This window comes from Streptomyces sp. NBC_00154, assembly GCF_026342835.1.
Taxonomy (GTDB): domain Bacteria; phylum Actinomycetota; class Actinomycetes; order Streptomycetales; family Streptomycetaceae; genus Streptomyces.
Genome location: NZ_JAPEMI010000001.1, coordinates 6,904,589 through 6,927,714, shown reverse-complemented (window position 1 = coordinate 6,927,714; position 23,126 = coordinate 6,904,589). Strand labels below are relative to the sequence as shown.

The following is a 23,126-nucleotide window of genomic DNA, read 5'->3' as shown; positions in this document are numbered from 1 at the left end:
GCACGCGGGTGCTGGCTGAGTTGCGCGTGGCGTCTCGGACGATCCGAGCAACCGCCTTTCGTTCACGCACAGTTGGGAGGACCCTTGCCCCTCCGAAATCGTCTGAGACTTCTCGCGGTATCCGGTCTCGCTCTGTTCACCGTGTCGGCGTCCCTGCCACCGGCGGCCGCCGATCCCTCGAACGGCCGACACCCGTCGGGCGGCGGGCTGTCCGCCGTGATCCGCTACACCGAGTACGGCATCCCGCACATCGTGGCGAAGGACTACGCGGATCTCGGGTTCGGCAACGGCTGGGCGCAGGCCGCCGACCAGTTGTGCACGCTCGCCGATGGCTTCGTGACGCTGCGCGGCGAGCGGTCGAGGTACTTCGGTCCGGACGCGGCGCCGGACGGCTCGCTGTCCTCCGCGACGAAGAATCTCTCCAGCGATCTCTACTTCCGCGGGATACGCGACAGCCACACCGTCGAGAAACTGCTGAAGGTGCCCGCTCCGGCGGGTCAGAGCCATGAGGTGAAGGAACTGGAGCGCGGCTGGGCGGCCGGGTACAACGCCTGGCTGGCCCAGAACCGGATCACTGATCCGGCCTGCCGGGACGCCGACTGGGTGCGGCCGGTGACGGCCCTGGATGTCACGACCCGCGCCTTCGCGCTCTCCGTGCTGGGCGGTCAGGGCCGCGGTATCGACGGCATCACAGCGGCACAGCCGCCCACGGGCGCGGCCGCGTCGCCAGCTGTCCCGCCGGACGACGCCGCGCAGGCGGCGCAGCGGCTGCTGTCCACGCAGAACGCGGACATGGGCTCCAACGCGGTCGCGTTCCGCGGCAGTTCGACGGCGAACGGGCGTGGGCTGCTGCTGGGCAATCCGCACTACCCGTGGCAGGGCGGGCGGCGGTTCTGGCAGTCTCAGCAGACCATCCCCGGGGAGCTGAATGTGGCGGGCGGTTCGCTGCTCGGATCGGCGACCGTGTCGATCGGGCACAACGCGAACATCGCGTGGAGCCACACGGTCGCCACCGGTGTCACCCTCAATCTGCACCAGCTGACCCTCGACCCGGCGGATCCGACCGTGTATCTGGTGGACGGGCTGCCGGAGCGCATGGTGAAGCGCACGGTCTCGGTGGCCGTGAAGGGCGGCGCCCCGGTGACCCGCACGCAGTGGTGGACCCGGTACGGTCCGGTCGTCACCTCGCTCGGTGCCGGGCTGCCGCTGCCGTGGACGGCGACGACCGCGTACGCGCTCAATGACCCGAACGCCACGAATCTGCGGTCCCCGGACACCGGTCTCGGGTTCAGCAGAGCCCGCAGCACCGCGGACGTCCAGACCACGTTGCGCCGTACCCAGGGGCTGCCGTGGGTGAACACCATCGCGGCCGATTCGTCGGGGCACTCGTTCTTCTCCCAGTCGCAGGTGTTGCCGAGGATCACGGACGAGCTCGCGCAGCGGTGCTCCACCCCGCTGGGCCGGGCGACGTACCCGTCGTCGGGGCTCGCGGTGCTGGACGGTTCGAGGAGCGACTGTGCGCTCGGTTCGGACCCGGACGCGGTGCAGCCCGGCATCTTCGGGCCGGGCCGGATGCCGACCGTCAAGGACGCCCCGTACGTCGAGAACTCCAACGACAGCGCCTGGCTGACCAACGCCGACGCTCCGCTGACCGGCTTCGAGCGGGTCTTCGGTACGGTCGCCGCGCCCCGGTCGATGCGGACCCGGGGGGCGATCGAGGATGTGTCGGCGATGGCGGCGAAGGGCCGGCTCACCGTCGGCGACCTGCAGGACCAGCAGTACGCGAACCGCGCCCCGGCAGGAGATCTGGCCGCGGCCGACCTGGCGCGCGCCTGCGCCGCGCTGCCCGGCGGGCGTGCCGTCGGCAGCGACGGGACAGCGGTCGATGTGTCGGCGGCGTGCGGTGTGCTTGCCCACTGGGACCGGAAGGTCGACACCGGCAGCCGGGGCGCGCTGCTCTTCGACCGGTTCTGGCGCAGGGTCACCACGGTGCCATCGGCCGAACTGTGGAAGGTGCCCTTCTCCGCCGCGGACCCGGTCCGTACCCCGAACACGCTGAACACCTCGGCTCCGGGTGTCACTTCGGCGCTCGCCGATGCGGTCGCCGAGCTGCGAGCGGCCGGGATCGCCCTGGACGCACCGCTCGGCGACCACCAGGGAGTCGTACGGAACGGGAAGCGCATCCCGGTCGGCGGCGGTACGGAGTCCCTCGGTATCTGGAACAAGACGGAGCCGGTGTGGGACGCGTCGGCCGGCGGCTACACGGAGGTGTCGGCCGGCTCCAGCTATGTCCAGGCGGTCGGCTGGGACGGCTCCAAGTGCCCGGTGGCCCGGACCCTGTTGACGTACTCCCAGTCCTCGAACCCGAAGTCTCCGCACTTCAGCGACCAGACCGAGCTCTACTCGGGTGAGCGCTGGGTGACCTCCCGGTTCTGCGAGAAGGACATCGCACGCTCGCCCGCGCTGCGGCTCGTGCGGGTGCACGAGCACCGGTAGTCCGCCGTGGGCCGGTACCCCGCCCGGACGTGGCAGGGTACCGGCCCGTCGGTCACAGGGCCCGCCGGTGGCCTTCCCAGTACGGGTCGCGCAGCCGTCGCTTGTACAGCTTGCCGTTCGGGTCGCGTGGCATCGCCTCGATGAAGTCGACGCTCTTGGGGCGTTTGTACCCGGCGAGCCGCTGTGCGCAGTGGGCGAGGATCTCGGTGGCGAACCCGTCGCCCGGGAGGTGCCCTTCGGCCGGTTCGACGACCGCCTTGACCTCCTCACCCCAGTCGGCGTGCGGGATGCCGAAGACGGCCGCGTCGGCGACCGCGGGGTGGGCGAGGAGAGCGGCTTCGATCTCGGCCGGGTAGATGTTCACGCCGCCCGAGATGATCATGTCGATCTTGCGGTCGCGGAGGAAGAGATAGCCGTCCTCGTCGAGGATGCCGAGGTCACCGACGGTGAAGAAGTCGCCGATGCGGCTCTTCTCCGTCTTGGTCCTGTCCTTGTGGTAGCTGAAGCCGCCGGTGCTCATCTTCATGTAGACGGTGCCCAGTTCGCCCGGTGGGAGGCGGTTGCCGTCGTCGTCGAAGACGGCGAGTTCGCTGATCGGCCAGGCCTTCCCGACCGTGCCGGGCTTCTTCAGCCAGTCCTCGGCGGTGGCGAACGCCCCGCCGCCCTCGCTGGCGGCGTAGTACTCCTCGACGCACCGCCCCCACCAGTCGATCATGGCGCGTTTGACGTGGTCGGGGCAGGGGGCCGCACCATGGATGGCATGCCGCATCGAGGTGACGTCGTACCGCTCCTTCACCTCGTCGGGCAGGGCCAGGAGGCGGTGGAACTGGGTGGGGACCATGTGCGTGTGCGTACAGCGGTGGGCGTCGATGACCCGCAGCATCTCCTCGGGCGCCCACTTGTCCATCAGCACCAAGGGGTGCCCGATGTGCAGGGCGGCGCCCGCGAACTGGAGTACGGCGGTGTGGTACAGCGGTGAGCAGACCAGGTGGACGTTGTCGTCGAACGGCCTGATGCCGAAGATGCCGAGGAACCCGCCGAGATGGCTCTCCTCCGGGAGCCTGCCGGGCAGCGGGCGGCGGATGCCGCGCGGCCGGCCGGTGGTGCCGGAGGTGTAGTTCATGACCCAGCCGAGCGTGCGGTCGTCGGGCGGGGCGTCGGATCGCCCGTCGAGCAGTTCGGCGTAGGGGCGGAAGCCGTCGACCTCGCCGACGGCGTACCGGTGGCTCGCGGGCAGCTTCGCCTCGTCCGCGGCGGCGGTCGCGGCGTCGGTGAACCGCTCGTGCGCGATCAGTACCTTGGAGCCGGAGTCGGAGACGATCCAGGCGATCTCGGGGCCGACGAGATGGTGGTTGACGGGTACGAGGTAGAAGCCGGCCTGGGCGGCGGCGAGGTAGGCGGTGAAGAACTCGACGCCGTTGGGGAGGACGACGGCGAACGCATCTCCCTGCCGGAGCCCGGCCGCGCGCAGCCCGTGGACCAGGCGGTTGGCAGCGGCGTGCAGCCGGCCCGCGGTCCAGGTCTGCCCGTCGGGCGCGACAAGGACCGTACGGTCGGGGTCGGCGGTGGCCTGGGCCCAGAAGCCGTTCGGCGGATGGTTCATGCGACGCTCCGTCCGGCGATGCGGTTGATCCGGTCCACGGCGCGTTCGAAGCCGCTTGTCAGGTCGTCGAAGACGGCCTGCACGCTGCGTTCGGTGTTCATCCTGCCGACGATCTGACCGACGGGGGTGCCGAGCAGTGCGCCGGTCTCGTACTTCTGGATGCGGGATACGGCCTCGGCGACCAGCAGCCCCTGGAGCGGCATGGGAAGCGTGCCGGGTCCCGACGGGTCGTCCCAGGCGTCGGTCCATTCGGTACGGAGCTGGCGTGCGGGTTTGCCGGTGAGGGCACGGGAGCGGACGGTGTCGCCGGAACCTGCGGCAAGGAGTTTGCGGGTCAGCGCGCGGGAGTGGAGGTCGGCCTCCTCGGTGGTCAGCCAGAGCGAGCCGAGCCAGACGCCCTGCGCTCCGAGGGCGAGTCCGGCGGCGATCTGCTCTCCGCTGCCGATGCCTCCGGCGGCGAGGACGGGGAGCGGTCCCACGGCGTCGACGACGTCGGGGACGAGGACCATGGAGGCGATCTCTCCAGTATGGCCGCCCGCTTCGTACCCCTGGGCGACGACGATGTCGATGCCCGCGTCCGCGTGGTGCCGGGCGTGTCTGGCGCTTCCGGCGAGGGCGGCGACAAGGACGTCCCCGTCATGGGCGCGTTGCACCACGTCGGCGGGTGGCGAACCGAGCGCGTTGGCGAGCAGCTTGATGGGGTACTCGAAGGCGACGTCGAGCTGGTTGCGGGCGACCTCCTCCATCCACCCGGTGATCCGCCAGCCTGAGGCCTCGCCCTCGGCGAGTTCGGGGACGCCGTGCTTGGCGAGGGTGTCCTGGACGAACTGGCGGTGTCCGGCCGGGATCATCGCCTCCACGTCGGCCTCGGTCACCCCTTCCACCTTTCTGGCGGGCATGACGACATCGAGGCCGTAGGGCTTGCCGTCGGTGTGCTCCTGCATCCAGTCGAGGTCGCGCGCGAGGTCGTCGGGGGCGGTGTAGCGGACCGCGCCGAGTACGCCGAACCCGCCGGCCCGGGTGATGGCCGCGGCCACCGCCGGGAACGGCGTGAAGCCGAAGATGGCGTGCTCGACTCCCAGTTTCTTGCTCAGCTCCGTCTCCATGGGCGGCAGGATGCCGCAGTCGGACATCCGAAGGAAGAGATTTTCTGATGCAGTGTCAGATTCTTTGCGGCGCCGGAGGCCTCCGGGACGGCAGGGGTGACAGTAATCTCTGCGGCGGCAGGAAGTTTCACCACAGGACTGGATGACGAAAGTAACTTTCACCCGGTAGGAAGGGGTTCCGGATGACCGAGGACGCAACCGGCAGAGGAATCAGCCGACGCAGGCTGAGCGGCGGGATGCTGGCACTGGGCGGGGCGCTCGCCCTGGCACCGATTCCGTTCGCGGAGACGGCGTCGGCCATGGAATCGGGGGCGGGATCGTCGGGGACGTCGGAGGCTGGAACATCGGGACCGGGGACGGAAGCCGCGCACGGTCGGCCGACGCTGCGGCGCGGTTCCGCCGCCCGCGCGGGCCTGTTGCAGGGACCGCTGGACCAATTGGTCACCGACGCCGAGAAGTTCCTCAGCGCCTCCCCCAAGCACCCGTGGTTCGCGGGCGCGGTGCTGCTCGCGGGGCGAGGTGGCACGGTGGCACTGCACCGGCCGATCGGCAAGGCGGTGCGGTACGCGGCATACGACGAGAAGACCGACACCGGGGTGGAGTTCCCGGCGGACCAGCAGATCGCGATGGCCGAGGACACGGTCTTCGATCTGGCGTCGGTGTCGAAGCTGTTCACCTCGATCCTGGCCGTGCAGCACATCGAGCGCGGGGCGCTGGAGCTAGAGGCGAAGGTCGCCTCGTATCTGCCCGACTTCGCGAGGGGCGGCAAGCAGGACATCACGATCCGTCAGCTGCTGACGCACACGTCGGGTTTCCGTGCCTGGATTCCGCTCTACAAGGCGCCGACGCGGGAGGGAAAGCTGGAGCTGCTGTGGAACGAGGTGCCGGCCAACCCGCCCGGCACCGTGTACCTCTACTCCGACCTCAATCTGATCTCGTTGCAGCTGGTCCTGGAGAAGATCACCGGCCGCACCCAGGATGTCCTGCTCCGCGAGGAGATCACCGCTCCGCTCGGTATGCACCGCACTCGCTACAACCCGCCCGCCGCCTGGAAGCCGAAGATCGCGGCGACCGAGGACGCCCGGCTCCCCTGGTCCGGCCTGGACCGCGGCCTCGTCTGGGGCGAGGTGCACGACGAGAACGCCTACAGCCTGGACGGGGTGGCGGGCCACGCCGGAGTCTTCTCCTGCGCCTGGGACCTGGCGATCCTCGCCCGGACACTGCTCAACGGCGGCGTCTACGGGCGCGCGAGGATCCTCTCCGACGCGTCGGTGGATCTCCTGTTCACCGACTTCAACACCGCGTTCCCGGGTGATGCGCACGGGCTCGGCTTCGAGCTCTACCAGCACTGGTACATGGGGGCGATGGCCACCCCGCGCACCGCGGGCCACACCGGCTTCACGGGCACAAGCCTCGTCCTCGATCCGACGACCGACTCGTTCCTGATCGTGCTGGGCAACTCGGTCCACCCGGTCCGCACTTGGCGCTCCGGCAGCGCACCACGGGTCGCCACCGCGAACCAGATGGCGCGAGCGGTGGCGGTGCGCCCGGCCCGCGGCCGTACCGCCTGGTTCTCGGGCATGGCGAGCGCCGCCTCCGCCACGCTCGCGCTGCCCGTGCTGCGTCCGGTGACGCCGCGTGCCGCGCTGAGCTGCGCGCTGTGGTGGGACACCGAGCCGGGCTCCGACTTCCTGTTCCTCGAGGCCTCTTCGGACGCCGGGGCGACCTGGCAGCCGGTGCCGTTCACCACCGTACCGACAGCGGCCGCACACCACGGGACGGAGCCCGAACCGCATCCGGCGGGCTCCGTCTCCGGCTGGTCGGGCCGGGTCTGGCACCGGCTGGACGCGGACCTTGCCGCCTGGCGCGACAAGGAGGTGCGGCTGCGCTGGCGGTACACCACGGACCAGCTGTACGTCGGACGCGGGGCGTACGTGGACGGCATCCGGGTCGAGGACAACGGCCGTACGGTCTTCGACGACAGCAGGTCCGGTGACGCGGGGCGTATCGAGGTGAACGGGTGGACGGTGTCCGCGGACTGAGGCGGGCCGGCGCGCCCGGCGGGCGACGTTGAGCATGACCCGGGCCGGCGGCCGGTTCGGCCGGTAGCCCGGGTCATGACGTCGGGACGAGCAGATGGACGGCGAGTGCGGTGATCAGCGTGCTGGAGGCCAGGGCGGTGACGAGCCGCCCACGATGGCTGGTCAGCGCACGGCCGAGCAGCGCTCCCCCACCGGCGAGCACCAGTTGCCAGCCCGCGGATGCCGCGAAGGCCGCGAGGACGAACACCGACTGTTCCCAGCGGTCCGGGTCCGCAGCGGCCGTCCGACTGCCGAGCACCAGCGCCGCGAAGTAGATCACGGTGGTGGGGTTCAGCATCGTCATTCCGAGCAGCCCCAGATAGGCCCGCGCGGGGCCGAGGGGTGCCCCGTCGGTCCGGACCGCCGAATGCCGCCTGCGGTACCTGCCGATTGCCGTGGCCCCGCCCAGAGCCGCCAGTGCGACGAGCACCAGCGCCGAGGCCCAGCGCAGGGGCAGCGCGACGGGCTCGATGACATGAGTGAGCGACGAACCTCCGACGACCGCGATCAGCGCATAGAGGCCGTCGGCCGTCGCGACACCGAGGGCGGCTGCGGCACCGGTCTTCAGAGACGTCCGGGCCGTGAGGGTCACCAGATAGGCCCCGACCGCTCCGATCGGCATGGCAATGCCCAAGCCGGCCAGGAGCCCCGCGACCAGGGCGGCGCTCACGCGTGCGGGAAGGCAGGCCTCCGCGGTGGGCCGGGCTGCTGCTGGCCTCGGACCGGTCGGGCGGGGGCGAGGGTCAGCGACAGGAGGACGGTGATCGAGTTCATGAGCAGATGATGCGGGCGGCCGGGGGCGCGGGCAACGCAATTTCTGTCAGCCGACTACGCTGCTCGCTCATGACTGAACCCGCCTACTTGAGCACCACCCGGGCGTCCTACGACACCGTCGCCATGGACTACGCCGAACTCCTGAGAACGGAACTCGGATACAGGCCGCTGGACCGGGCGATGCTCGCCGCGTTCGTCGAACTCGTGCAGGCGTCCGATGCCGGACCGGTCGCCGACATCGGTTGCGGCCCCGGCCGGGTGACAGGGCACCTGCAGTCCCTGGGGCTGACTGCACGCGGCATCGACCTGTCGCCGGAGATGATCGCGGTGGCCCGTCGGACCTATCCGGACCTTCGTTTCGACGTCGGTTCGATGAACGCGCTGGATCTCGTGGACGGCAGTCTCGGCGGCATCGTCGCCTGGTACTCCATCATCCACACCCCGCCGGAGCTGTTGCCGGAGGTGTTCGCCGAGTTCCACCGGGTGCTGGCCCCGGGCGGCCATCTGCTGCTCGCCTTCAAGGCCGGGGACGAGATCCGGCACCTTGAACACGCGTACGGCCATCCTCTGGCGCTCGACGTCTACTGGCTGGAGCCCGAGCGGGTGGCGGAGCTGCTGCGCCTGGCCGGGTTCGTCGTGGACGCCACGCTCGTGCGCGAGGCAGGCCGGAACGAGGCCGGCCCTCAGGCGTACCTCATGGTCCGCAGACCGGCGAACCCGTAGTCGGCGGGCCGGTCCCGTCCCCCTCGCTACGGGGCGTCCGGCATCCGGTCGGCGGGCTGGATCCCGGCCCGCCGTGCGACGTTCTCGCTCTGCTCCAGGTGGACACGCCCCTTCTCGCCGAGCTGCCCGAGTACGCCCGCGAGGACCGTCTCGACCGTGGCCAGCGTCGGCACCATGCTGTCGTACGGCGACGGGGCGGCAACCCGGCTGGGCAGGACGACGTCGGCGAGATTGGTCACCGGCGAGAGCCAGGCATCGGTGAACAGCACGATCTTGCTGCCGCGCTCCCTGGCCAGCTCGGTGATGACGACCTTGTCCGGTTCGTAGCGGCGGTAGTCGAACACCACGAGGACGTCCTGTCTGCCCAGACCCGCGAGCACGGCGGTCCGTTCCACGTCCCGGTCCGGCAGGATCACCACGTCACCGCGCAACTGCATGAGATGCAGGCCCAGATACTGCGCCAGCAGGTGGGTGAACCGGCCGCCCACGAGGACCACCCTGCGCTTGGGGTGACAGAGCAGCGCCACTGCTGCCTCCACATCGTGCGGAGGCAGTTCGCGCAGGGTGCGGGCGACCTCGGCGCTGAACACATCCTGGTCGCCTTCGGCGGGCACCGTTCCCGGCCCGGCGTCGTCCTGCGCCCGAGGCGGAGTGCTGCCGTATCCGCGCGTGCTGTACAGCGCCAGCGGTGAGGCGCTGCGTTCGTCGAGCTCCTCGCGCAGGGCCGCCTGGAAGTCGGGGAATCCCTTGTAGCCGAGCCTGTTGACGAAGCGGATCACCGTGGGCGCGCTCACGCCGGCCCGTTCGGCGAGCGTGGCCACGGTCTCGAAGCCTGCCGACGGATAGCCCGCGAGGAGCACCCGGGCCACCTTGCGTTCGGCGGGACTGAGGTCACCGATGCGGTGCCGGATCTCTTCGGCGAGTGAGGACATGGGCCGAGCCACCTTTCCAAAGGGGTTCAGATTACGCGGGGCCCGGCCCCGGACTCTCTCCGCATCGACGACGGGCCGACCCGGGGAGCCCGGTCAGCTGCCGCCCGCATCCCCGAGCGTCACGATCAGGGCGGCCAGCAGGGCGACACGGGACGGAACGGTCGTGACATCGAGCCACTCGTCCGGGCCGTGGTCTCCGCCGCCGACCGGGCCGAGGCCGTCGAGGGTGGGGACACCGGCGCCGGCGATGGTGTTGGCGTCGCCGACGCCGCCGGTGGCTGCGGCGCCCAGAGCGATGGAGAGTTCCCTGCCGGCGTCCACGGCGTGGGCGAACATGGCGCGCGCTGCCGGGGTGTCCTCCATCGCCGGACAAACTTCGGTCTGCCGGACGGTGGCTGTGGTGCCGGGTACGCGGAGCCGGGCGGCGGCTTTCTCGATGGCCTCTCGGGCGTGCCGGATCCCGTCGTCGGTCGACGACCGCACCTCTACGTGCAGCTCCGCTTCGGGGCACACGATGTTGATGCGGCTGCCCGCCCTGACCATGCCCACATTGACGGTGACGTCGCCCCAGCGCCCGTTCATCTTCTGACAGTCGATGAGCAGATGCGCGGCGGCCAGCGCTGCGTTCGCTCCGCGCTCCGGTTCGATTCCGGCGTGCGCGGCCCGCCCTGTCACAGTGATCACGAAGTCGGCCACGCCCTTGCGGGAGACGACGAGGTCGCCGTTCTCGCGGGCGCACTCCAGGCCGAGCGCGTAGTGCATTCCGGCTGTGAGCGCCGCGGTCACCGGGCGGCTGGCCGGTGACCCGATCTCCTCGTCGGGGGTGGCGAGGAAGACGATCTCCGCGAAGTCCAGCATCCGCCGGTCCACCAGGAGTTCCACGGCGGTGAGCCCGGCGAGGAGTCCTCCCTTGTCGTCGCTGACTCCGGGTCCGTGGGCCAGCGGGCCGCTCAGGCGGAACGGCCGGTCGGCCGCGGTCCCGTCGTCGAACACGGTGTCCATGTGCCCGGCGAGCAGGATGCGCCGTCCGCCGCGCTCCACGGGCAGCCCGCCGCGCAGCCGCCCCACCACCAGGTCACCGAAGCGGGCGTTGTCCCGTCCTTCGGCGGTGACGGTTGCCCGGTCGACCTCGAAGCCCAGGGAGGTCAGTCGCCGTACGGTCCAAGCCGCGACCCGGTTGACCCCTTCGGGGCTGTACGAGCCGGAGTCGATGGAGACGAGGTGCTGCAGGTCCGACAGGTAGCGGTCGTGCAGGGCGACGGCGTCCGGAAGGAACCGGGCCGCGGTACGTCCCGCAGTGCCCCGGACCCCTGCGGGGGCGCTCACAGGACCTTCGACAGAAAGGCGCGGGTGCGTTCCTGCTGCGGGTCGCCGAGTACCTGCCGGGGGGTACCTGCTTCGACCACGACGCCGTCGTCCATGAAGACGGCCGTGTCCGCGACTTCGCGGGCGAACCCGATTTCGTGGGTGACAACCACCATCGTCATTCCTTCCGAGGCCAGTTGGCGCATGACGTCCAGTACTTCCCCGACCAGTTCGGGGTCGAGGGCGGACGTCGGTTCGTCGAAGAGCATCAGTTTGGGCTTCATCGCCATGGCCCGTGCGATGGCGACACGCTGCTGCTGGCCGCCGGACAGCTGGGCGGGGTATCGGTCGGCGCGATCGGCGAGCCCGACGCGGTCCAGCAGGCGCCGGGCGTCCGCGCGGGCCTCGTCCCTGGCGACGCCCGCGACCTTCATGGGCGCCTCCATGACGTTCTGTTCCGCCGTCATGTGCGGGAAGAGATTGAACCGCTGGAACACCATCCCGATGTCGCGGCGGCTGCGGGCGATATCGCGCTCCTTCAGCTCGTACAGCCGGTCGCCCTGCTGTCGGTAGCCCACCGGCGCACCGTCGACGGACAGCCTGCCCCCGTCGAGCTTCTCCAGGTGGTTGATGCAGCGCAGGAACGTGGACTTCCCGGAGCCGGAGGGGCCCAGCAGGCAGCAGACCTGGCCACGTTCCACGGTCAGGTCGATGCCCTGGAGCACGGCGACCTTCCCGAAGTGCTTGCGCACGCTCTCGGCGTGCACCATCGGCGTCTCCACGGTCGTCATCCCTTCGGGCCGGTCGGGGCGGGGGTGTTACGGGACAGGCTCAGCCGGACTCCGGCGACGAGGCGCTGCAGCGGGCCGGCGGAAGCTGCGCGGGCCAGGCCGCGCCCGTACCGGCGCTCCAGCCAGGACTGCGGAAGGCTCAGGGCGGTGACGAGGATCAGGTACCAGATGGAGGCGACCACGAGCATGGGGATGACCTGGTAGTTCTGCGCGTACACGTCCTGGATGTTGGACATCAGGTCGTGGGCGGAGATCACGGAGACCAGTGCGGTCATCTTGAGCATGTTGATGGTCTCGTTGCCCAGCGGCGGGATGATGACCCGCATGGCCTGGGGCAGCACGATGCGCCGGGTGGTGAGGGATGGACGCATGCCGAGCGAGTGCGCGGCCTCCGTCTGGCCCGGGTCGACGGACTGGATCCCGGCGCGGACGATCTCGCTCGCGTACGCCGCCTCGTTCAGTCCCAGCGCCAGGAGCGCGGCCACCGTGGGCGTGAGCAGGGCGTTGGTGTCGACCTGGAGGAAGGTGATGTGGGTGAATGGGACACCGATCAGGACGTGTTGGTAGAGCGCTCCCGCGTACCCCCAGAAGATGATCTGGACCAGCAGGGGCGTCGACCGGAAGACCCAGACGAAAGCGGTGCCGAGGGCGCGCAGGACAGGGTTGGACGACAGTCGCATCACCGCTACGAGGACACCGAGACCGAGCCCGATCGCCATGGCGGCCGCGGTCAGCCACAGCGTCGTGACCAGTCCACTGAACACGAGATCGGCGAAGACGTAACGTCCGATGATGTCCCAGTGCAGGTTCTTGTTGCCTGCCAGGGAGCCGATGAGCCCGACAAGGGCGGTGGCGGCTGCCGCCGCGGCGAGCCAGCGGCCCCAGTGACGGACCGGCACGGCGGTGAGGGTGTCCGGTGCGGACGCGGCCGGTGCGGAACGGCTCTGCATGGTCCCGGCGGGGGTCATGGCAGTCATGTCAGGACACCGCCGCGTTCTTCGTGGCTTCCTGCACCGCGATGGACGCGACACCGTACTTGGCGCAGATCCTGCGCAGTGTCCCGTCGTCGATGAGCGCCTGCACGGCCTGCTGGATCGCGTCGGTGAGGCCCGGCAGGCGTTTGGTGACGCCGATCCCGTTGGGAGTGGCCTCGTAGCCGCCGACCGCCTCGGGGTCGTCGACGACTTCGAAGGCCCGGCCGCCGCCCGCGGTCTTGGCGGTCCAGCCTGCTGCGGGCTTGGTCAGCAGGTCGGCTGCGACTTTCCTTGATCGCAGAGCCAGTTGGGCATCCGAGTCCTTCGGAAACGTCTGGATGGAGACGGGCTCCTTGCCCGCGTCCGCGCATGCGGCCTGATGGGCCTTGAGTACGTCCAGCTGGTGGGTGGCGGCCTCGGCACCCACCTTCTTGCCGCACAGATCGTCGAGTTCGGCGATGTGATCCGGGTTCCCCTCGGTGACGAGGATGCCCGAGCCGGACACGGAGTAGTCCACGAAATCCAGGACCTGCTGACGCTCCTTGGTGTCGGTCATGGCCGACATCACCGCGTCGAACTTGCCCGCCTGGATCGCCGGCACGATGCCGTCGAACTTCTGCGCGGTGAAGGTGAATCGCACCCCCAGCTTGGCTCCGAGCGCCTGCCCCAGGTCGTAGTCGAGCCCGGTCAGTTCGGGTTTGCCCTCGGCCACGAACATCACGAACGGGGCGTACGGGACGTCGGTGGCGACCCTGACCGCACCGGCGGACCGCACGGCGGCAGGCAGGGCGGCGTGGAGCTTCGCATCGCGGGTGATGCGTACGCCGGCGATGGTGACGCCGGCCGCGGGGGCAGCGGTGTCGCCGGGGTCGCTGCCGCAGCCGGACAGCGCCGTGGCCGCTGTGATCAACAGTGCTGTGGCCGCAACTGCGCGGCGCCATGGGTGAGTGTGCAACACGAACCCCTTCTCGCGGAACTGCCGTGCGGTTGGTTCACCGCCGACGAACTTCCCGCACGTTACACATGGCGTCTTCATTCGTTCTACCGTAACACCTGTTACATATCGATAACGGCCCCGTCCAGCCGCGCCACATGGTCACCGAGCGGCAGGCACACCAATGCCCTCGCGCTCACACGAGCGCGCGCCCCCATCGCCCGCGTTTCAGGTCGCAGTCCATTTACTCGATGCCGAACGAGCATTACCCGTCAATTCGGGACCTTGCATGCAGGGTTTCGAGCGGCATGCGATGCGCTCGACCCGTATCGATCCCGAAATATTTCGATGAATTTGCAGGTCGCTTCCGTGCCCGGATCGGGCCCTGATCCACCGAAAGGCACGAAATGCGCTGCCCAGCGATGCGGATGATCCAGATCATCCGCGAAGTAGACCCTCAACTTCACCCGAATCGCATACTGCATTTCGGAAGGTTTTCGTAATTCCGGCCTGCCTCTGTATGCGTGTTCCCGCCTCAAACGCCTGCGCCGACATCCCGGGATCACATTCACACAGTTCAGAGGCATACCAGACGTAGATTCCGCGCTTTACCTCTTCGAAATATTTCGGAAATGCCGCGTTGACGTCGCCCGTCGCCGGGCGCATACTCTCCCTCGCTCCTTGCTTCACCGATCAACTCCCCGCCGGAGAACCGCCATTCGTCGGCATGTCCGGAGGCGGAACGCACAGCCCTGAACGGTCCACCCACCCATGTCCGGGCGGTCCGCTCATTCCGTCCGACAATCGGAAGAAGAGGTTGGTCAGTGATCGACAATTCCCCCCGCGGCTTCGAGCCCCGATGCCCGCAGTTCCGTGCCCGGGTCCGCAAGGCACTCGTCCTCGGAACGGCCGGCGTCCTGGCCACCGCCGGTGTCCTCTCGCTCGCCGGCAGCGCAGACGCTGCGAGCACACTCGGCGCCTCGGCCGCGGCCAAGGGCAGGTACTTCGGTACGGCAGTGGCCGCGAATCATCTCGGTGAGGCGCAGTACGCCTCCACGCTGGACACCGAGTTCAACGCGGTGACGCCCGAGAACGAGATGAAGTGGGACGCCGTCGAAGGCACCCGCAACTCGTTCAACTATTCCTCGGCCGACCAGATAGTCAGCCACGCCCAGGGCCAGGGCATGAAGGTCCGCGGCCACACCCTGGTGTGGTACTCGCAGCTGCCCGGCTGGGTGGGTGGCCTCGCCGCCGCCGACCTGCGCACGGCGATGAACAATCACATCACCCAGGTCATGACCCACTACAAGGGCAAGATCTACGCCTGGGACGTGGTCAACGAGGCGTTCCAGGACGGCAGCAGTGGCGCCCGCCGCAGCTCCCCGTTCCAGGACAAGCTCGGCAACGGCTACATCGAGGAGGCGTTCCGTACCGCTCGCGCCGCCGACTCGGGCGCCAAGCTCTGCTACAACGACTACAACACCGACGGTCAGAACGCGAAGAGCAACGCGGTCTACAACATGGTGAAGGACTTCAAGCAGCGCGGCGTGCCGATCGACTGCGTGGGATTCCAGTCGCACTTCAACAGCAACTCGCCCGTCCCCAGTGACTACCAGGCCAATCTGCAGCGCTTCGCCGACCTCGGCGTCGATGTGCAGATCACCGAACTGGACATCGAGGGCTCCGGCTCGGCGCAGGCCGCCAACTACAGCAACGTGGTGAAGGCCTGTCTGGCCGTCTCGCGCTGCACCGGCATCACGGTCTGGGGCATCCCCGACAAGTACTCGTGGCGCAGCAGTGGCACCCCGCTGCTGTTCGACAACAACTACAACAAGAAGCCGGCGTACGACGCGGTGCTCGCCGCACTCGGAGGCAGCACCGGTGGCGGTGCCCCCGGCGGCGGCACGGGTGGCGCCACCTGCACTGCGACCTACTCCCGTACCGACTCCTGGAGTGACCGCTACAACGGACAGGTGACGGTGAAGGCCGGCAGTTCCGCGATCGCCAACTGGTCGGCGCCGGTGACCTTAACCTCGCCGCAGAAGGTCTCCACGACCTGGAACGGCACTCCCAGCTGGGACACCAGCGGAAACGTGATGACCATGAAGCCGAACGGCAACGGCAGTCTGGCGGCGGGAGCGTCGACGACCTTCGGGTTCACCGTCATGACGAACGGCAGCACGGCGACGCCCTCCATCGGCGCCTGTAACGCCTCCTGACAGACCGTCAGAGGCGCGAGAACGCAGGGCGCGGCGACACCCTGTCGCCGCGGCCTGCACCGTTGTACGGAACAGGGCGGGGTGCGGAATCGACGGGCGGTTCCGTACCCCCGCTATCACACGAGCGGCTGTCCGGCCTCCGTCGACGCAGGGACGGAGGCGCCGGCCGGCACGGGCACCGGGACCGGGGCCGTCGACTCCCGCACGACCAGTCGCGGCCGGATGAGCAGGGAACGGCCTGCCACCGGGGCCGAGTCGATCCTGGCCCGCAGCTGCTGGAACGTCTCGGCCGCCATCTCCGGCAGCGGCTGACGGACCGTGGTGAGCGGCGGTTCGAAGAGGTCGGCGAGCAGGATGTCGTCGAAGCCGACCACCGAGACGTCCTGTCCGGCGCTGCGCCCCGCATCCTTCGCGCCCCGGCAGATCCCGATCGCGCACATGTCGTTGATGGCGACGAAAGCAGTGGGCGGGCGTGGTCCGGACAGGAGCTCCCGCGCCGCCTTGCGGCCCAGTTCGGCGGCATCCTTGTCGCTGAACTCGGTGGTGTCGGCGCCCGGCCAGACCACCGCGTCGGCCGGATCGAGCCCCGCCGATTCCAGGGCGGCGCGGAAGCCGCGCAGTCGCTCGCGGCGGTTTACACTGTTGACCGACCCGGAGACGAACGCCAGCCGCCGGTGGCCGAGTTCGATGAGATGACGCGTGGCGAGTTCGGCACCCATCGCGTTGTCCACGCTGATGGAGGCCAGTGACGGCGGGTCACCCGCCTGGGCGGTGCGGTCGAAGGCAACCATTTTCAGACCGCGGCTGAGCAGCGGTGCCACATGGTCGAGCGACGGCAGCGAGGAACAGAGCACCACTCCGCTCACCCCGTCGGCGAGCAGCTCCTCGCCGTACTTGAGCTCGCGGGCCGGATCACGCTCACTGTTGCAGAGCAGTACGTGGTAGCCCTCGGCGAGCGCAATGGCCTCCAACTCGCGGGCGAGCGCTCCCCAGAAGGGGTTGGCGACCGACGGCACGATGAGACCGATGACTTTGATCCGGCCGGTGCGCAGCATCCTTGCCGCACGGTTGGGCCGGTAGCTCAGCTGATCGATCGCCTGCTCGACTCGGGCCAGGGTGGCCGCCTGCATACGGTCCGTACGTCCGTTGAGGACGTTCGACACCGTGCTCGCGGAGACCCCAGCAGCCTCCGCGACCTGATGGATCGTTACCCCGCTCATGCCACCTCCGGTTCGGAACCCATTCCACGACCCAGTGTACCGATTTACTGAACGCTCTTCACCGGTACACCTGTTAACTCCCTTGAAAATTCTCGTGCATCAGCTGTTGACGTCCCTCTTGAGGCGTTCCTAGCATCAGTGCATCGATTTACCAGCGCTTCCCAGTAGTGGCTGGGTTGTCATCGCTGGATCGATCTACAGCTTCCACCTCCAGAGGGGTGTCCCATGGAACTCAACAGACGGTCGCTGCTTTCCGCAATCGGTGCGGGCGCCGCTGCCGCAGCGCTCGGCGGATGCGGTACCGGCACGTCGACGGCCGGCTCCGCCGACGGCCCCGCCGAAGGTGAGATCACGCTGCTCACCCCGATCTACGAAGGCACCGACGGCAAGACACTGCTGGAGCAGGAGATCCTCGGGGGCTTCAGGAAGAAGCATCCGAAGGTCAAGGTGAACGTGGACTACACCACGTACGCCCAGCTCAACGAGAAGATCACCACGGGTCTCGCGGGCGGGCTGCTGCCCGATGTACTGATGATGGGGGTCGGCTGGATCCCGCCGTTCGCCGCCAAGAAGGCGATCGCCGAGCTGCCCGAGAAGCTGGCCTCCGCGCACGACTACGAGAAGCGGGTGCTGGAGCCGTCGCGGTACGACGGCAGGCTGTACGCCCTGCCGGTCGTGCTCGACACCCGCATCGTCGTGTACCGCAAGGACCACTTCGCCGCGGCCGGAATCAGGAAGACCCCGGCCAACTGGGCCGAACTGCGTGCTGTGGCGAAGCAGTTGACGAAGGACGGCCGCCTCGGCTTCGACCCGTTCTCGATCGATCTGCGTCAGTGCTGGGAGACGTTCCTCTTCGCCAACGGCGGCCGGCTCTTCAGTGCGGACGGCAAGAAGGTGCTGTTCAACAACGCCCGTGGGGTGGAGGCGCTGCAGTTCTTCAAGGACCTGGTCAAGGACGGCTCGTCCGACTACGCGAAGAAGACCGACCTGGGTGCTCCGTCGAACATCCAGACCGGCAAGGCCTCGATGATGATGTCGACCAGCGCCCTGTGGAATCAGCTGAAGGACACCAATCCGGAGCTGATCGAGGGCGACAAGGTGGGTGCGTTCATCCTCGCCAACCGCAAGCCGGCGATGCTGCAGGGCGGCACGCTCGTCTCCCAGTCCGCAAGCTCCAAGCACCCTGCCGCGGCCCGTGCTCTCGTCGAGCACCTCGCGACGCCCGAGTCGATCCTCGGCGCCGCCAAGCAGCGGGGCTCGGTGCCGGGGCTGAAGGATCTCAACGACACCACCTATGTGAAGGAGAACAAGTTCGTCGACCTCTCCCTGCAGAGCATGGGCGACGCCTGCTCGGAGGGGGGCACCGCGGCCTGGATGGAGATCCGCGAGAAGATCAAGCCGACGCTGGAGCCCGCGATCGTGGGCGGTCAGTCCGCGAAGGACGCCATCGCGGAACTCGGCCGGCTCGCCGAGGCCGCCATCGGCCGGATGTGAGGACCCGTCACTGTGGGAACGACATCCGTGGTGAAGGCCAGGCCCGCACGGCCGCCTTCGCCGCCTGAGACGAAAACGGTACCGAAGCGCACCGGTCGGGCCCCGACGGGCCCGGGACGCCGGCGGCGACGGGCCGGAATGCTGATGGTGGCGCCCGCACTGCTGCACGCCTCGCTCTGGATCGGCCTGCCGGTCGTCGCCTCGGTGGTCCTGGCCTTCACGAAGTACGACGTGCTGACGGCGCCGCAGTTCGTGGGGCTGGACAACTTCCGGGACATGCTGGACGACGCGGTCTTCCGCAAGTCCATCGTCAATACGGTCGTCTACACCTTCTTCACCGTGCCGTTCGGGATGGCGCTGGGGCTGCTGATGGCCCTGGCGCTGCACACCGGGCTGAGGGCCCGCGGCGTCTTCCGTACCGCGATCTTCCTGCCGCAGGTGACGGCGACCGTCGCGATCGCGCTGGTCTGGCTGTGGATCTACAACCCTGGCAACGGGCTGCTGAACGCGCTGCTCGCGTTCCTCGGAATCGACGGGCCGGCCTGGCTCTCGTCGACGACCTGGGCGATGCCCTCGGTGATCCTTGTCGGCATCTGGCAGGGCATCGGCATGAAGATGCTCATCTACCTGGCCGCGCTGCAGTCCCTGCCGAAGGAGCTGTACGAGGCCGCTTCGGTGGACGGTGCTTCCAAGGTGCGGCAGTTCTTCTCGATCACGCTGCCGCTGCTGAAGCCCGCCACGTTCTTCGTGCTCATCACGTCGATGATCAGCGCGTTCCAGTCCTTCGACCAGATCTACATCCTCACCGACGGCGGCCCCGCCAACAGCACCACGATGATGACGTACGAGATCTACAAGTCCGCCTTCCGGGAGTTCCGCGTCGGCTATGCCTGTGCGCAGTCGCTGGTGCTGTTCGTGCTGCTCATGGGGTTCACCCTGGTCAACCGGCGGATCATGGGAGGCACCCGTGGCCACAGCTGAGCTGCAGAAGCCGAGCGCCCGGCCACGGCCTGCGCGCGGCCCGTCCCCGAAGGTCTCCGTCGGGCGGATCGCGCTCTACGTGACGCTGGCCGTCATCTCGCTGCTGATGGTGGTGCCGTTCATCTGGATGGTGCTCACCTCGCTCAAGACACCGGTCGAGATCGCGTCGCAGGACGCCGGACTGCTGCCGCAGCACTGGGAGTTCGGGAACTATCTCGACGCGCTGAAGGCGGCGCCGTTCGCCACCTACGCCCGCAACAGCTTCATCATCGCCATCAGCCACACGGTGCTCAATGTGCTGGTGGCGTCGATGGCCGGGTACTCCCTGGCCCGGATCAGGTTCCGTGGCAGCGAGGTCATCTTCTATCTCTTCATCGCCGCGCTGATGATCCCGACGTACACGAAGGTGCTGCCGGAGTTCCTGATCGTCCGCTTCATGCCGCTGGCCGGCGGCAACGACATCTTCGGCCAGGGCGGCAGCGGCTGGCTGGACTCCTGGTGGGCGCTGATCGTCCCCGGCGCCGTCACCCCGTTCGCCGTCTTTCTCTTCCGTCAGTTCTATCTGGACCTTCCGGTGGAACTGGAGGAGGCGGCCCGGCTCGACGGGCTAGGCGAGTTCCGGATCTACGCACGGATCATGACGCCGCAGGTCAAGCCCGCACTCACCACGGTGGCGCTGCTGACATTCGAGTCGTCCTGGAACAACTTCCTCTGGCCACTGCTGGTGACCCGCACGGACAGCCTGCGGGTGATCCAGGTCGGGCTCTCCGTCTTCAAGACGGAGAACGGCACCCAGTGGCACTTCCTGATGGCGGGCACCACGCTCGCCACCCTCCCCATGGTCGTGCTCTTCCTCATCGGCCAGCGCTATTTCGTGCAGGGCTTCGCAACTGCCGGTCTCAAGTGACCGGTTCCGGTCCCGAGCGGCCGGTTACCGAAAGGGTTATCTCCCATGTCTGCTGATCTCAACGGATCCCGCGCACTGGTGACAGGAGCGGGACACGGCATCGGCCGCGCCATCGCCGTCGCCCTCGCCGAGGCCGGCGCCGATGTCGCCGTCCACTACCACTCCTCGGCCGACGAGGCCGCGAAGACGGTCTCCGCGATCGAGGCGCTGGGTCGCAGGGCCAAGGCGTTCCAGGCCGATGTGACCGTGACCGCGGACGTCGACCGGGTAGTCGATGAGGCGGCCGGGTTCCTCGGCGGGCTGGACGTGTTGGTCTGCAACGCGGGACATCTGATCGGCCGCACCACGATCGCCGAGATGACCGACGACCACTTCGACCGGGTGATGTCCACCAACCTGACGTCGACGTTCCGTACTGTGCGGGCCGCGCTGCCGCATCTGACGAAGTCGTCGGCCGGTCGCATCATCACCATGTCGTCGCTGGCCGCGCACAACGGCGGCGGCCCCGGCTCGGTGGCGTACGCGGCGGCCAAGGCCGGCATCCGCGGCTTCACCAAGGGGCTGGCCAAGGAACTCGGCGGTACCGGGATCACGGTCAACACCGTCGCCCCGGGCTTCATCAAGGGCACCGCCTTCCACGACACGTTCACCGCGCCGGAGGCGCAGCAGGCGATGGAGGCGGGCATCCCTGTCGGCCGGGCCGGCACGCCGGAGGATGTGGCCGCGGCCGTCGTCCACCTCGCGTCGCCGACGTCCGGCTTCCTCACCGCCACCACGGTGGACATCGACGGTGGCGTATGGCCGCGTTGAGGCGGATCGCCCGGGAGCGCGGCGGCTGGTGGCACGCGTACGTCTGCCCGGTGCACGGGATCGAGCTCGACCACGGTGATCTGCTCGCCGGGGCCTTCCCGGACGGTGGTGCGCGGTGCTCGTACGGCTGCGCGGTGGACGACGAGGCGGTGCGCGGCGCCTGGCTGGTGCTGTCGCACCAGGCGTGGGCGCGGCATCTGCGGGTGCTCGCCCACCGGGGTGAGCGGGCGGAGGCGGTGGCGCGGCTCGTCGAGTACGCGGGTCTGTACGCGGAGCTCGCCTCCGAGCGGCACGGTGAGGCGCAGGCCTGGATGCTGCGCGGTCGGCTCTTCCACCAGGCGCTGACCGACGCCATTTGGGCGGTCGGCATCGGGCATACCGTCATCACGCTCGCCGAGGACTCCACGGACGGTCTGGCAGCGGTGCTGCCGCTCCTCGATGATCTGGAGCGCGCGGCGCTGGACGCCCGGGATGTACTGACGGGGCAGGGGCACCTCGCTTCCAACTACACCGCGTGGCTCAACGCCGCAGGTGTGGCGGCGAGTCGTGGTGCGGCCGCCGCCCGCGGTCAGGAGTGGGAGGGCGCGAAGGTATGGCTCGACGGCGACCACGGGCTGTACGCGCATCTGCGCGTCGCGGTCGCCGACGACGGCTGGGAGTGGGAGGGCAGCACCTACTACCACGGGTTCGTGCTGCGGGCAGCGCTGCTGGCGCTCCGCTCGATGGATCCGGCGGCCATTCCGTCCGACGTGGTCGACGTACTCGCCGGAATGACGGATGTGCTGGCGGTCGTCGCAACACCCGGCGGCATTCTTCCCGCCCTGCACGACGGCCCGTATCTGCGCCGTCCGCTTGCGCTGGAGTGGCTCGAACTGGTGGCGCTGGCACAGCAGTTGGTGCCGTCCTCGGCCCTGGAGGCGGTGGCCGGGCGGGCCCGGGCCGAGCTCGGCACGCACGACGACGGACTGGACCGGGCGCTGAGCGGCTGGTTCGCAGGCCCGCCGCTGCCGGAGCGTCCGGCGCCGGGTCCGGTCACGGTGTTCGGCCGAGCCGGATATGCGGTTCTGCGCGGGGCGGGAATCCATGCGCTGCTGGACTTCGGTCCGCACGGGGGCTCGCACGGACATCGCGACAAGCTGTCGCTGTATCTGTACGGGAACTCCACCCCGTGGCAGCCCGATCCCGGTCAGGTCCCTTATGCCCACACCGAGTTCCGTGATCTGTACGCATCCACGGCGGCGCATCCCGCCTTCCGGGTGGACCACGCCGAACAGGCGGAGTGCACCGGGAAGCTGCTCGATTCGGAGGGCTCCTCCGTCCGCGCCGAGGTGACCGAAGCGTACGAAGGTGTGCGGGCGGTGCGGCGGATCACGGTCGGTGACGGCTATCTCGTCGATCTGCTGACGGTGACGGCGGAGGACTCCAGGCAGTTCACCTCGCAGCTGCGCCCCGGCGTCGCGCTGGACGTCCAGCTGCAGGCCGGCGGTCCCGTGCGCACCACGTGGTACGGCGACGAGACGCTGCACGGGTGGCACACGCACACCACCGGCATACCGGTCCGGCCGGTCACCCGGCCGGGCCCCGGTCCGGCCGACGATCCGCAGCGGATGTGTACCCGGGTCGACTTCACTGCGCAGGCGCAGCGGGTCACGTTCGCCTCGGTGTACCAGGCGTCGTCGGCGGGGCCCGCCGTCGCCGACGTGCAGCTGGGCGATGACGGGCTGACGGTCGGTCTGGCCGACGGCAGCACGACATGGTTCCGGACGGAGGACTGAC

18 protein-coding genes are annotated in these 23,126 nt (G+C 69.1%); 9 read left to right on the top strand and 9 right to left on the bottom strand.

Features of this window, described 5'->3' with window-relative positions:
* Positions 1-84: 84 nt before the first annotated feature.
* A complete protein-coding gene (locus OHA03_RS31020; RefSeq protein WP_267007021.1) occupies positions 85-2,496 on the top strand; it encodes a penicillin acylase family protein in 2,412 nt (803 codons plus the stop codon).
* 52 nt (positions 2,497-2,548) lie between these two features.
* Here the strand turns inward: OHA03_RS31020 and OHA03_RS31015 are convergent, their stop codons facing one another.
* Positions 2,549-4,099: an acyl-CoA synthetase gene (locus tag OHA03_RS31015; RefSeq protein WP_267007020.1), complete on the bottom strand. Its 1,551-nt coding sequence runs from the start codon at positions 4,097-4,099 to the stop codon at positions 2,549-2,551.
* Positions 4,096-5,205 carry a nitronate monooxygenase family protein gene (locus OHA03_RS31010; RefSeq protein WP_267007019.1) on the bottom strand — a complete coding sequence of 370 codons (1,110 nt, stop codon included), beginning with the start codon at positions 5,203-5,205 and terminating at the stop codon, positions 4,096-4,098. Before OHA03_RS31010 ends, OHA03_RS31015 begins: the two co-directional genes overlap by 4 nt.
* Before the next feature lie 182 nt (positions 5,206-5,387).
* Here OHA03_RS31010 and OHA03_RS31005 point away from each other — a divergent pair, with 182 nt between their 5' ends.
* Positions 5,388-7,247 (top strand): serine hydrolase, encoded by a 1,860-nt coding sequence (locus tag OHA03_RS31005; RefSeq protein WP_267007018.1) that lies wholly within the window; start codon positions 5,388-5,390, stop codon positions 7,245-7,247.
* Between the two features lie 73 nt (positions 7,248-7,320).
* Here the strand turns inward: OHA03_RS31005 and OHA03_RS31000 are convergent, their stop codons facing one another.
* On the bottom strand, positions 7,321-7,956 hold the full coding sequence (locus OHA03_RS31000) for a LysE family transporter (protein WP_267007017.1): 636 nt from the start codon (positions 7,954-7,956) through the stop codon (positions 7,321-7,323).
* Between the two features lie 173 nt (positions 7,957-8,129).
* Here OHA03_RS31000 and OHA03_RS30995 point away from each other — a divergent pair, with 173 nt between their 5' ends.
* The gene (locus OHA03_RS30995) at positions 8,130-8,783 is read left to right on the top strand and encodes a class I SAM-dependent methyltransferase (protein WP_267007016.1); all 654 of its coding nucleotides are present in this window, start codon (positions 8,130-8,132) and stop codon (positions 8,781-8,783) included.
* Positions 8,784-8,809: 26 nt separating this feature from the next.
* Here the strand turns inward: OHA03_RS30995 and OHA03_RS30990 are convergent, their stop codons facing one another.
* From OHA03_RS30990 to OHA03_RS30970, 5 genes are all read right to left on the bottom strand, one after another.
* A complete protein-coding gene (locus OHA03_RS30990; RefSeq protein WP_267007015.1) occupies positions 8,810-9,715 on the bottom strand; it encodes a MurR/RpiR family transcriptional regulator in 906 nt (301 codons plus the stop codon).
* A gap of 93 nt (positions 9,716-9,808) precedes the next feature.
* Positions 9,809-11,041: a M20/M25/M40 family metallo-hydrolase gene (locus tag OHA03_RS30985; RefSeq protein WP_267007014.1), complete on the bottom strand. Its 1,233-nt coding sequence runs from the start codon at positions 11,039-11,041 to the stop codon at positions 9,809-9,811.
* Positions 11,038-11,811 carry an amino acid ABC transporter ATP-binding protein gene (locus OHA03_RS30980; RefSeq protein WP_323181272.1) on the bottom strand — a complete coding sequence of 258 codons (774 nt, stop codon included), beginning with the start codon at positions 11,809-11,811 and terminating at the stop codon, positions 11,038-11,040. The genes OHA03_RS30985 and OHA03_RS30980 overlap by 4 nt, the downstream gene beginning before the upstream one ends.
* A complete protein-coding gene (locus OHA03_RS30975; protein WP_323181341.1) occupies positions 11,808-12,761 on the bottom strand; it encodes an amino acid ABC transporter permease in 954 nt (317 codons plus the stop codon). The genes OHA03_RS30980 and OHA03_RS30975 overlap by 4 nt, the downstream gene beginning before the upstream one ends.
* Positions 12,762-12,789: 28 nt before the next feature.
* Positions 12,790-13,743, bottom strand: coding sequence for an ABC transporter substrate-binding protein (locus tag OHA03_RS30970; protein ID WP_267007012.1), 954 nt, complete (start codon positions 13,741-13,743; stop codon positions 12,790-12,792).
* 800 nt (positions 13,744-14,543) lie between these two features.
* Between OHA03_RS30970 and OHA03_RS30965 the strand changes: the two genes are divergently transcribed.
* Positions 14,544-15,938, top strand: a complete 1,395-nt coding sequence (locus tag OHA03_RS30965) for an endo-1,4-beta-xylanase (RefSeq protein ID WP_267007011.1) — start codon at positions 14,544-14,546, stop codon at positions 15,936-15,938.
* 116 nt (positions 15,939-16,054) lie between these two features.
* Here the strand turns inward: OHA03_RS30965 and OHA03_RS30960 are convergent, their stop codons facing one another.
* Positions 16,055-17,158: a LacI family DNA-binding transcriptional regulator gene (locus tag OHA03_RS30960; RefSeq protein WP_267007010.1), complete on the bottom strand. Its 1,104-nt coding sequence runs from the start codon at positions 17,156-17,158 to the stop codon at positions 16,055-16,057.
* A gap of 225 nt (positions 17,159-17,383) precedes the next feature.
* On the opposite strand from OHA03_RS30960, the gene OHA03_RS30955 reads away from it, so the two are divergent.
* From OHA03_RS30955 to OHA03_RS30935, 5 genes are all read left to right on the top strand, one after another.
* Positions 17,384-18,652, top strand: coding sequence for an ABC transporter substrate-binding protein (locus OHA03_RS30955; RefSeq protein ID WP_267007009.1), 1,269 nt, complete (start codon positions 17,384-17,386; stop codon positions 18,650-18,652).
* Positions 18,653-18,796: 144 nt separating this feature from the next.
* The gene (locus tag OHA03_RS30950; protein ID WP_267007008.1) at positions 18,797-19,633 is read left to right on the top strand and encodes a carbohydrate ABC transporter permease; all 837 of its coding nucleotides are present in this window, start codon (positions 18,797-18,799) and stop codon (positions 19,631-19,633) included.
* On the top strand, positions 19,620-20,540 hold the full coding sequence (locus OHA03_RS30945) for a carbohydrate ABC transporter permease (RefSeq protein WP_267007007.1): 921 nt from the start codon (positions 19,620-19,622) through the stop codon (positions 20,538-20,540). Before OHA03_RS30950 ends, OHA03_RS30945 begins: the two co-directional genes overlap by 14 nt.
* A gap of 45 nt (positions 20,541-20,585) precedes the next feature.
* Positions 20,586-21,350, top strand: a complete 765-nt coding sequence (locus OHA03_RS30940) for an SDR family NAD(P)-dependent oxidoreductase (protein ID WP_267007006.1) — start codon at positions 20,586-20,588, stop codon at positions 21,348-21,350.
* Positions 21,338-23,125 carry a heparinase II/III family protein gene (locus OHA03_RS30935; protein WP_267007005.1) on the top strand — a complete coding sequence of 596 codons (1,788 nt, stop codon included), beginning with the start codon at positions 21,338-21,340 and terminating at the stop codon, positions 23,123-23,125. Before OHA03_RS30940 ends, OHA03_RS30935 begins: the two co-directional genes overlap by 13 nt.
* The last annotated feature ends 1 nt before the right edge of the window (position 23,126 follow it).

What these genes read in the sequence shown, in the direction of transcription:
- OHA03_RS31015 (WP_267007020.1), bottom strand. Translation starts at nt 4,099, where the DNA reads ATGAACCATCCGCCGAACGGCTTCTGGGCCCAGGCCACCGCCGACCCC.
- OHA03_RS31010 (WP_267007019.1), bottom strand. Translation starts at nt 5,205, where the DNA reads ATGGAGACGGAGCTGAGCAAGAAACTGGGAGTCGAGCACGCCATCTTC.
- OHA03_RS31005 (WP_267007018.1), top strand. Translation starts at nt 5,388, where the DNA reads ATGACCGAGGACGCAACCGGCAGAGGAATCAGCCGACGCAGGCTGAGC.
- OHA03_RS30995 (WP_267007016.1), top strand. Translation starts at nt 8,130, where the DNA reads ATGACTGAACCCGCCTACTTGAGCACCACCCGGGCGTCCTACGACACC.
- OHA03_RS30990 (WP_267007015.1), bottom strand. Translation starts at nt 9,715, where the DNA reads ATGTCCTCACTCGCCGAAGAGATCCGGCACCGCATCGGTGACCTCAGT.
- OHA03_RS30980 (WP_323181272.1), bottom strand. Translation starts at nt 11,811, where the DNA reads ATGACGACCGTGGAGACGCCGATGGTGCACGCCGAGAGCGTGCGCAAG.
- OHA03_RS30975 (WP_323181341.1), bottom strand. Translation starts at nt 12,761, where the DNA reads ATGCAGAGCCGTTCCGCACCGGCCGCGTCCGCACCGGACACCCTCACC.
- OHA03_RS30960 (WP_267007010.1), bottom strand. Translation starts at nt 17,158, where the DNA reads ATGAGCGGGGTAACGATCCATCAGGTCGCGGAGGCTGCTGGGGTCTCC.
- OHA03_RS30955 (WP_267007009.1), top strand. Translation starts at nt 17,384, where the DNA reads ATGGAACTCAACAGACGGTCGCTGCTTTCCGCAATCGGTGCGGGCGCC.
- OHA03_RS30950 (WP_267007008.1), top strand. Translation starts at nt 18,797, where the DNA reads ATGGTGGCGCCCGCACTGCTGCACGCCTCGCTCTGGATCGGCCTGCCG.
- OHA03_RS30940 (WP_267007006.1), top strand. Translation starts at nt 20,586, where the DNA reads ATGTCTGCTGATCTCAACGGATCCCGCGCACTGGTGACAGGAGCGGGA.
- OHA03_RS30935 (WP_267007005.1), top strand. Translation starts at nt 21,338, where the DNA reads ATGGCCGCGTTGAGGCGGATCGCCCGGGAGCGCGGCGGCTGGTGGCAC.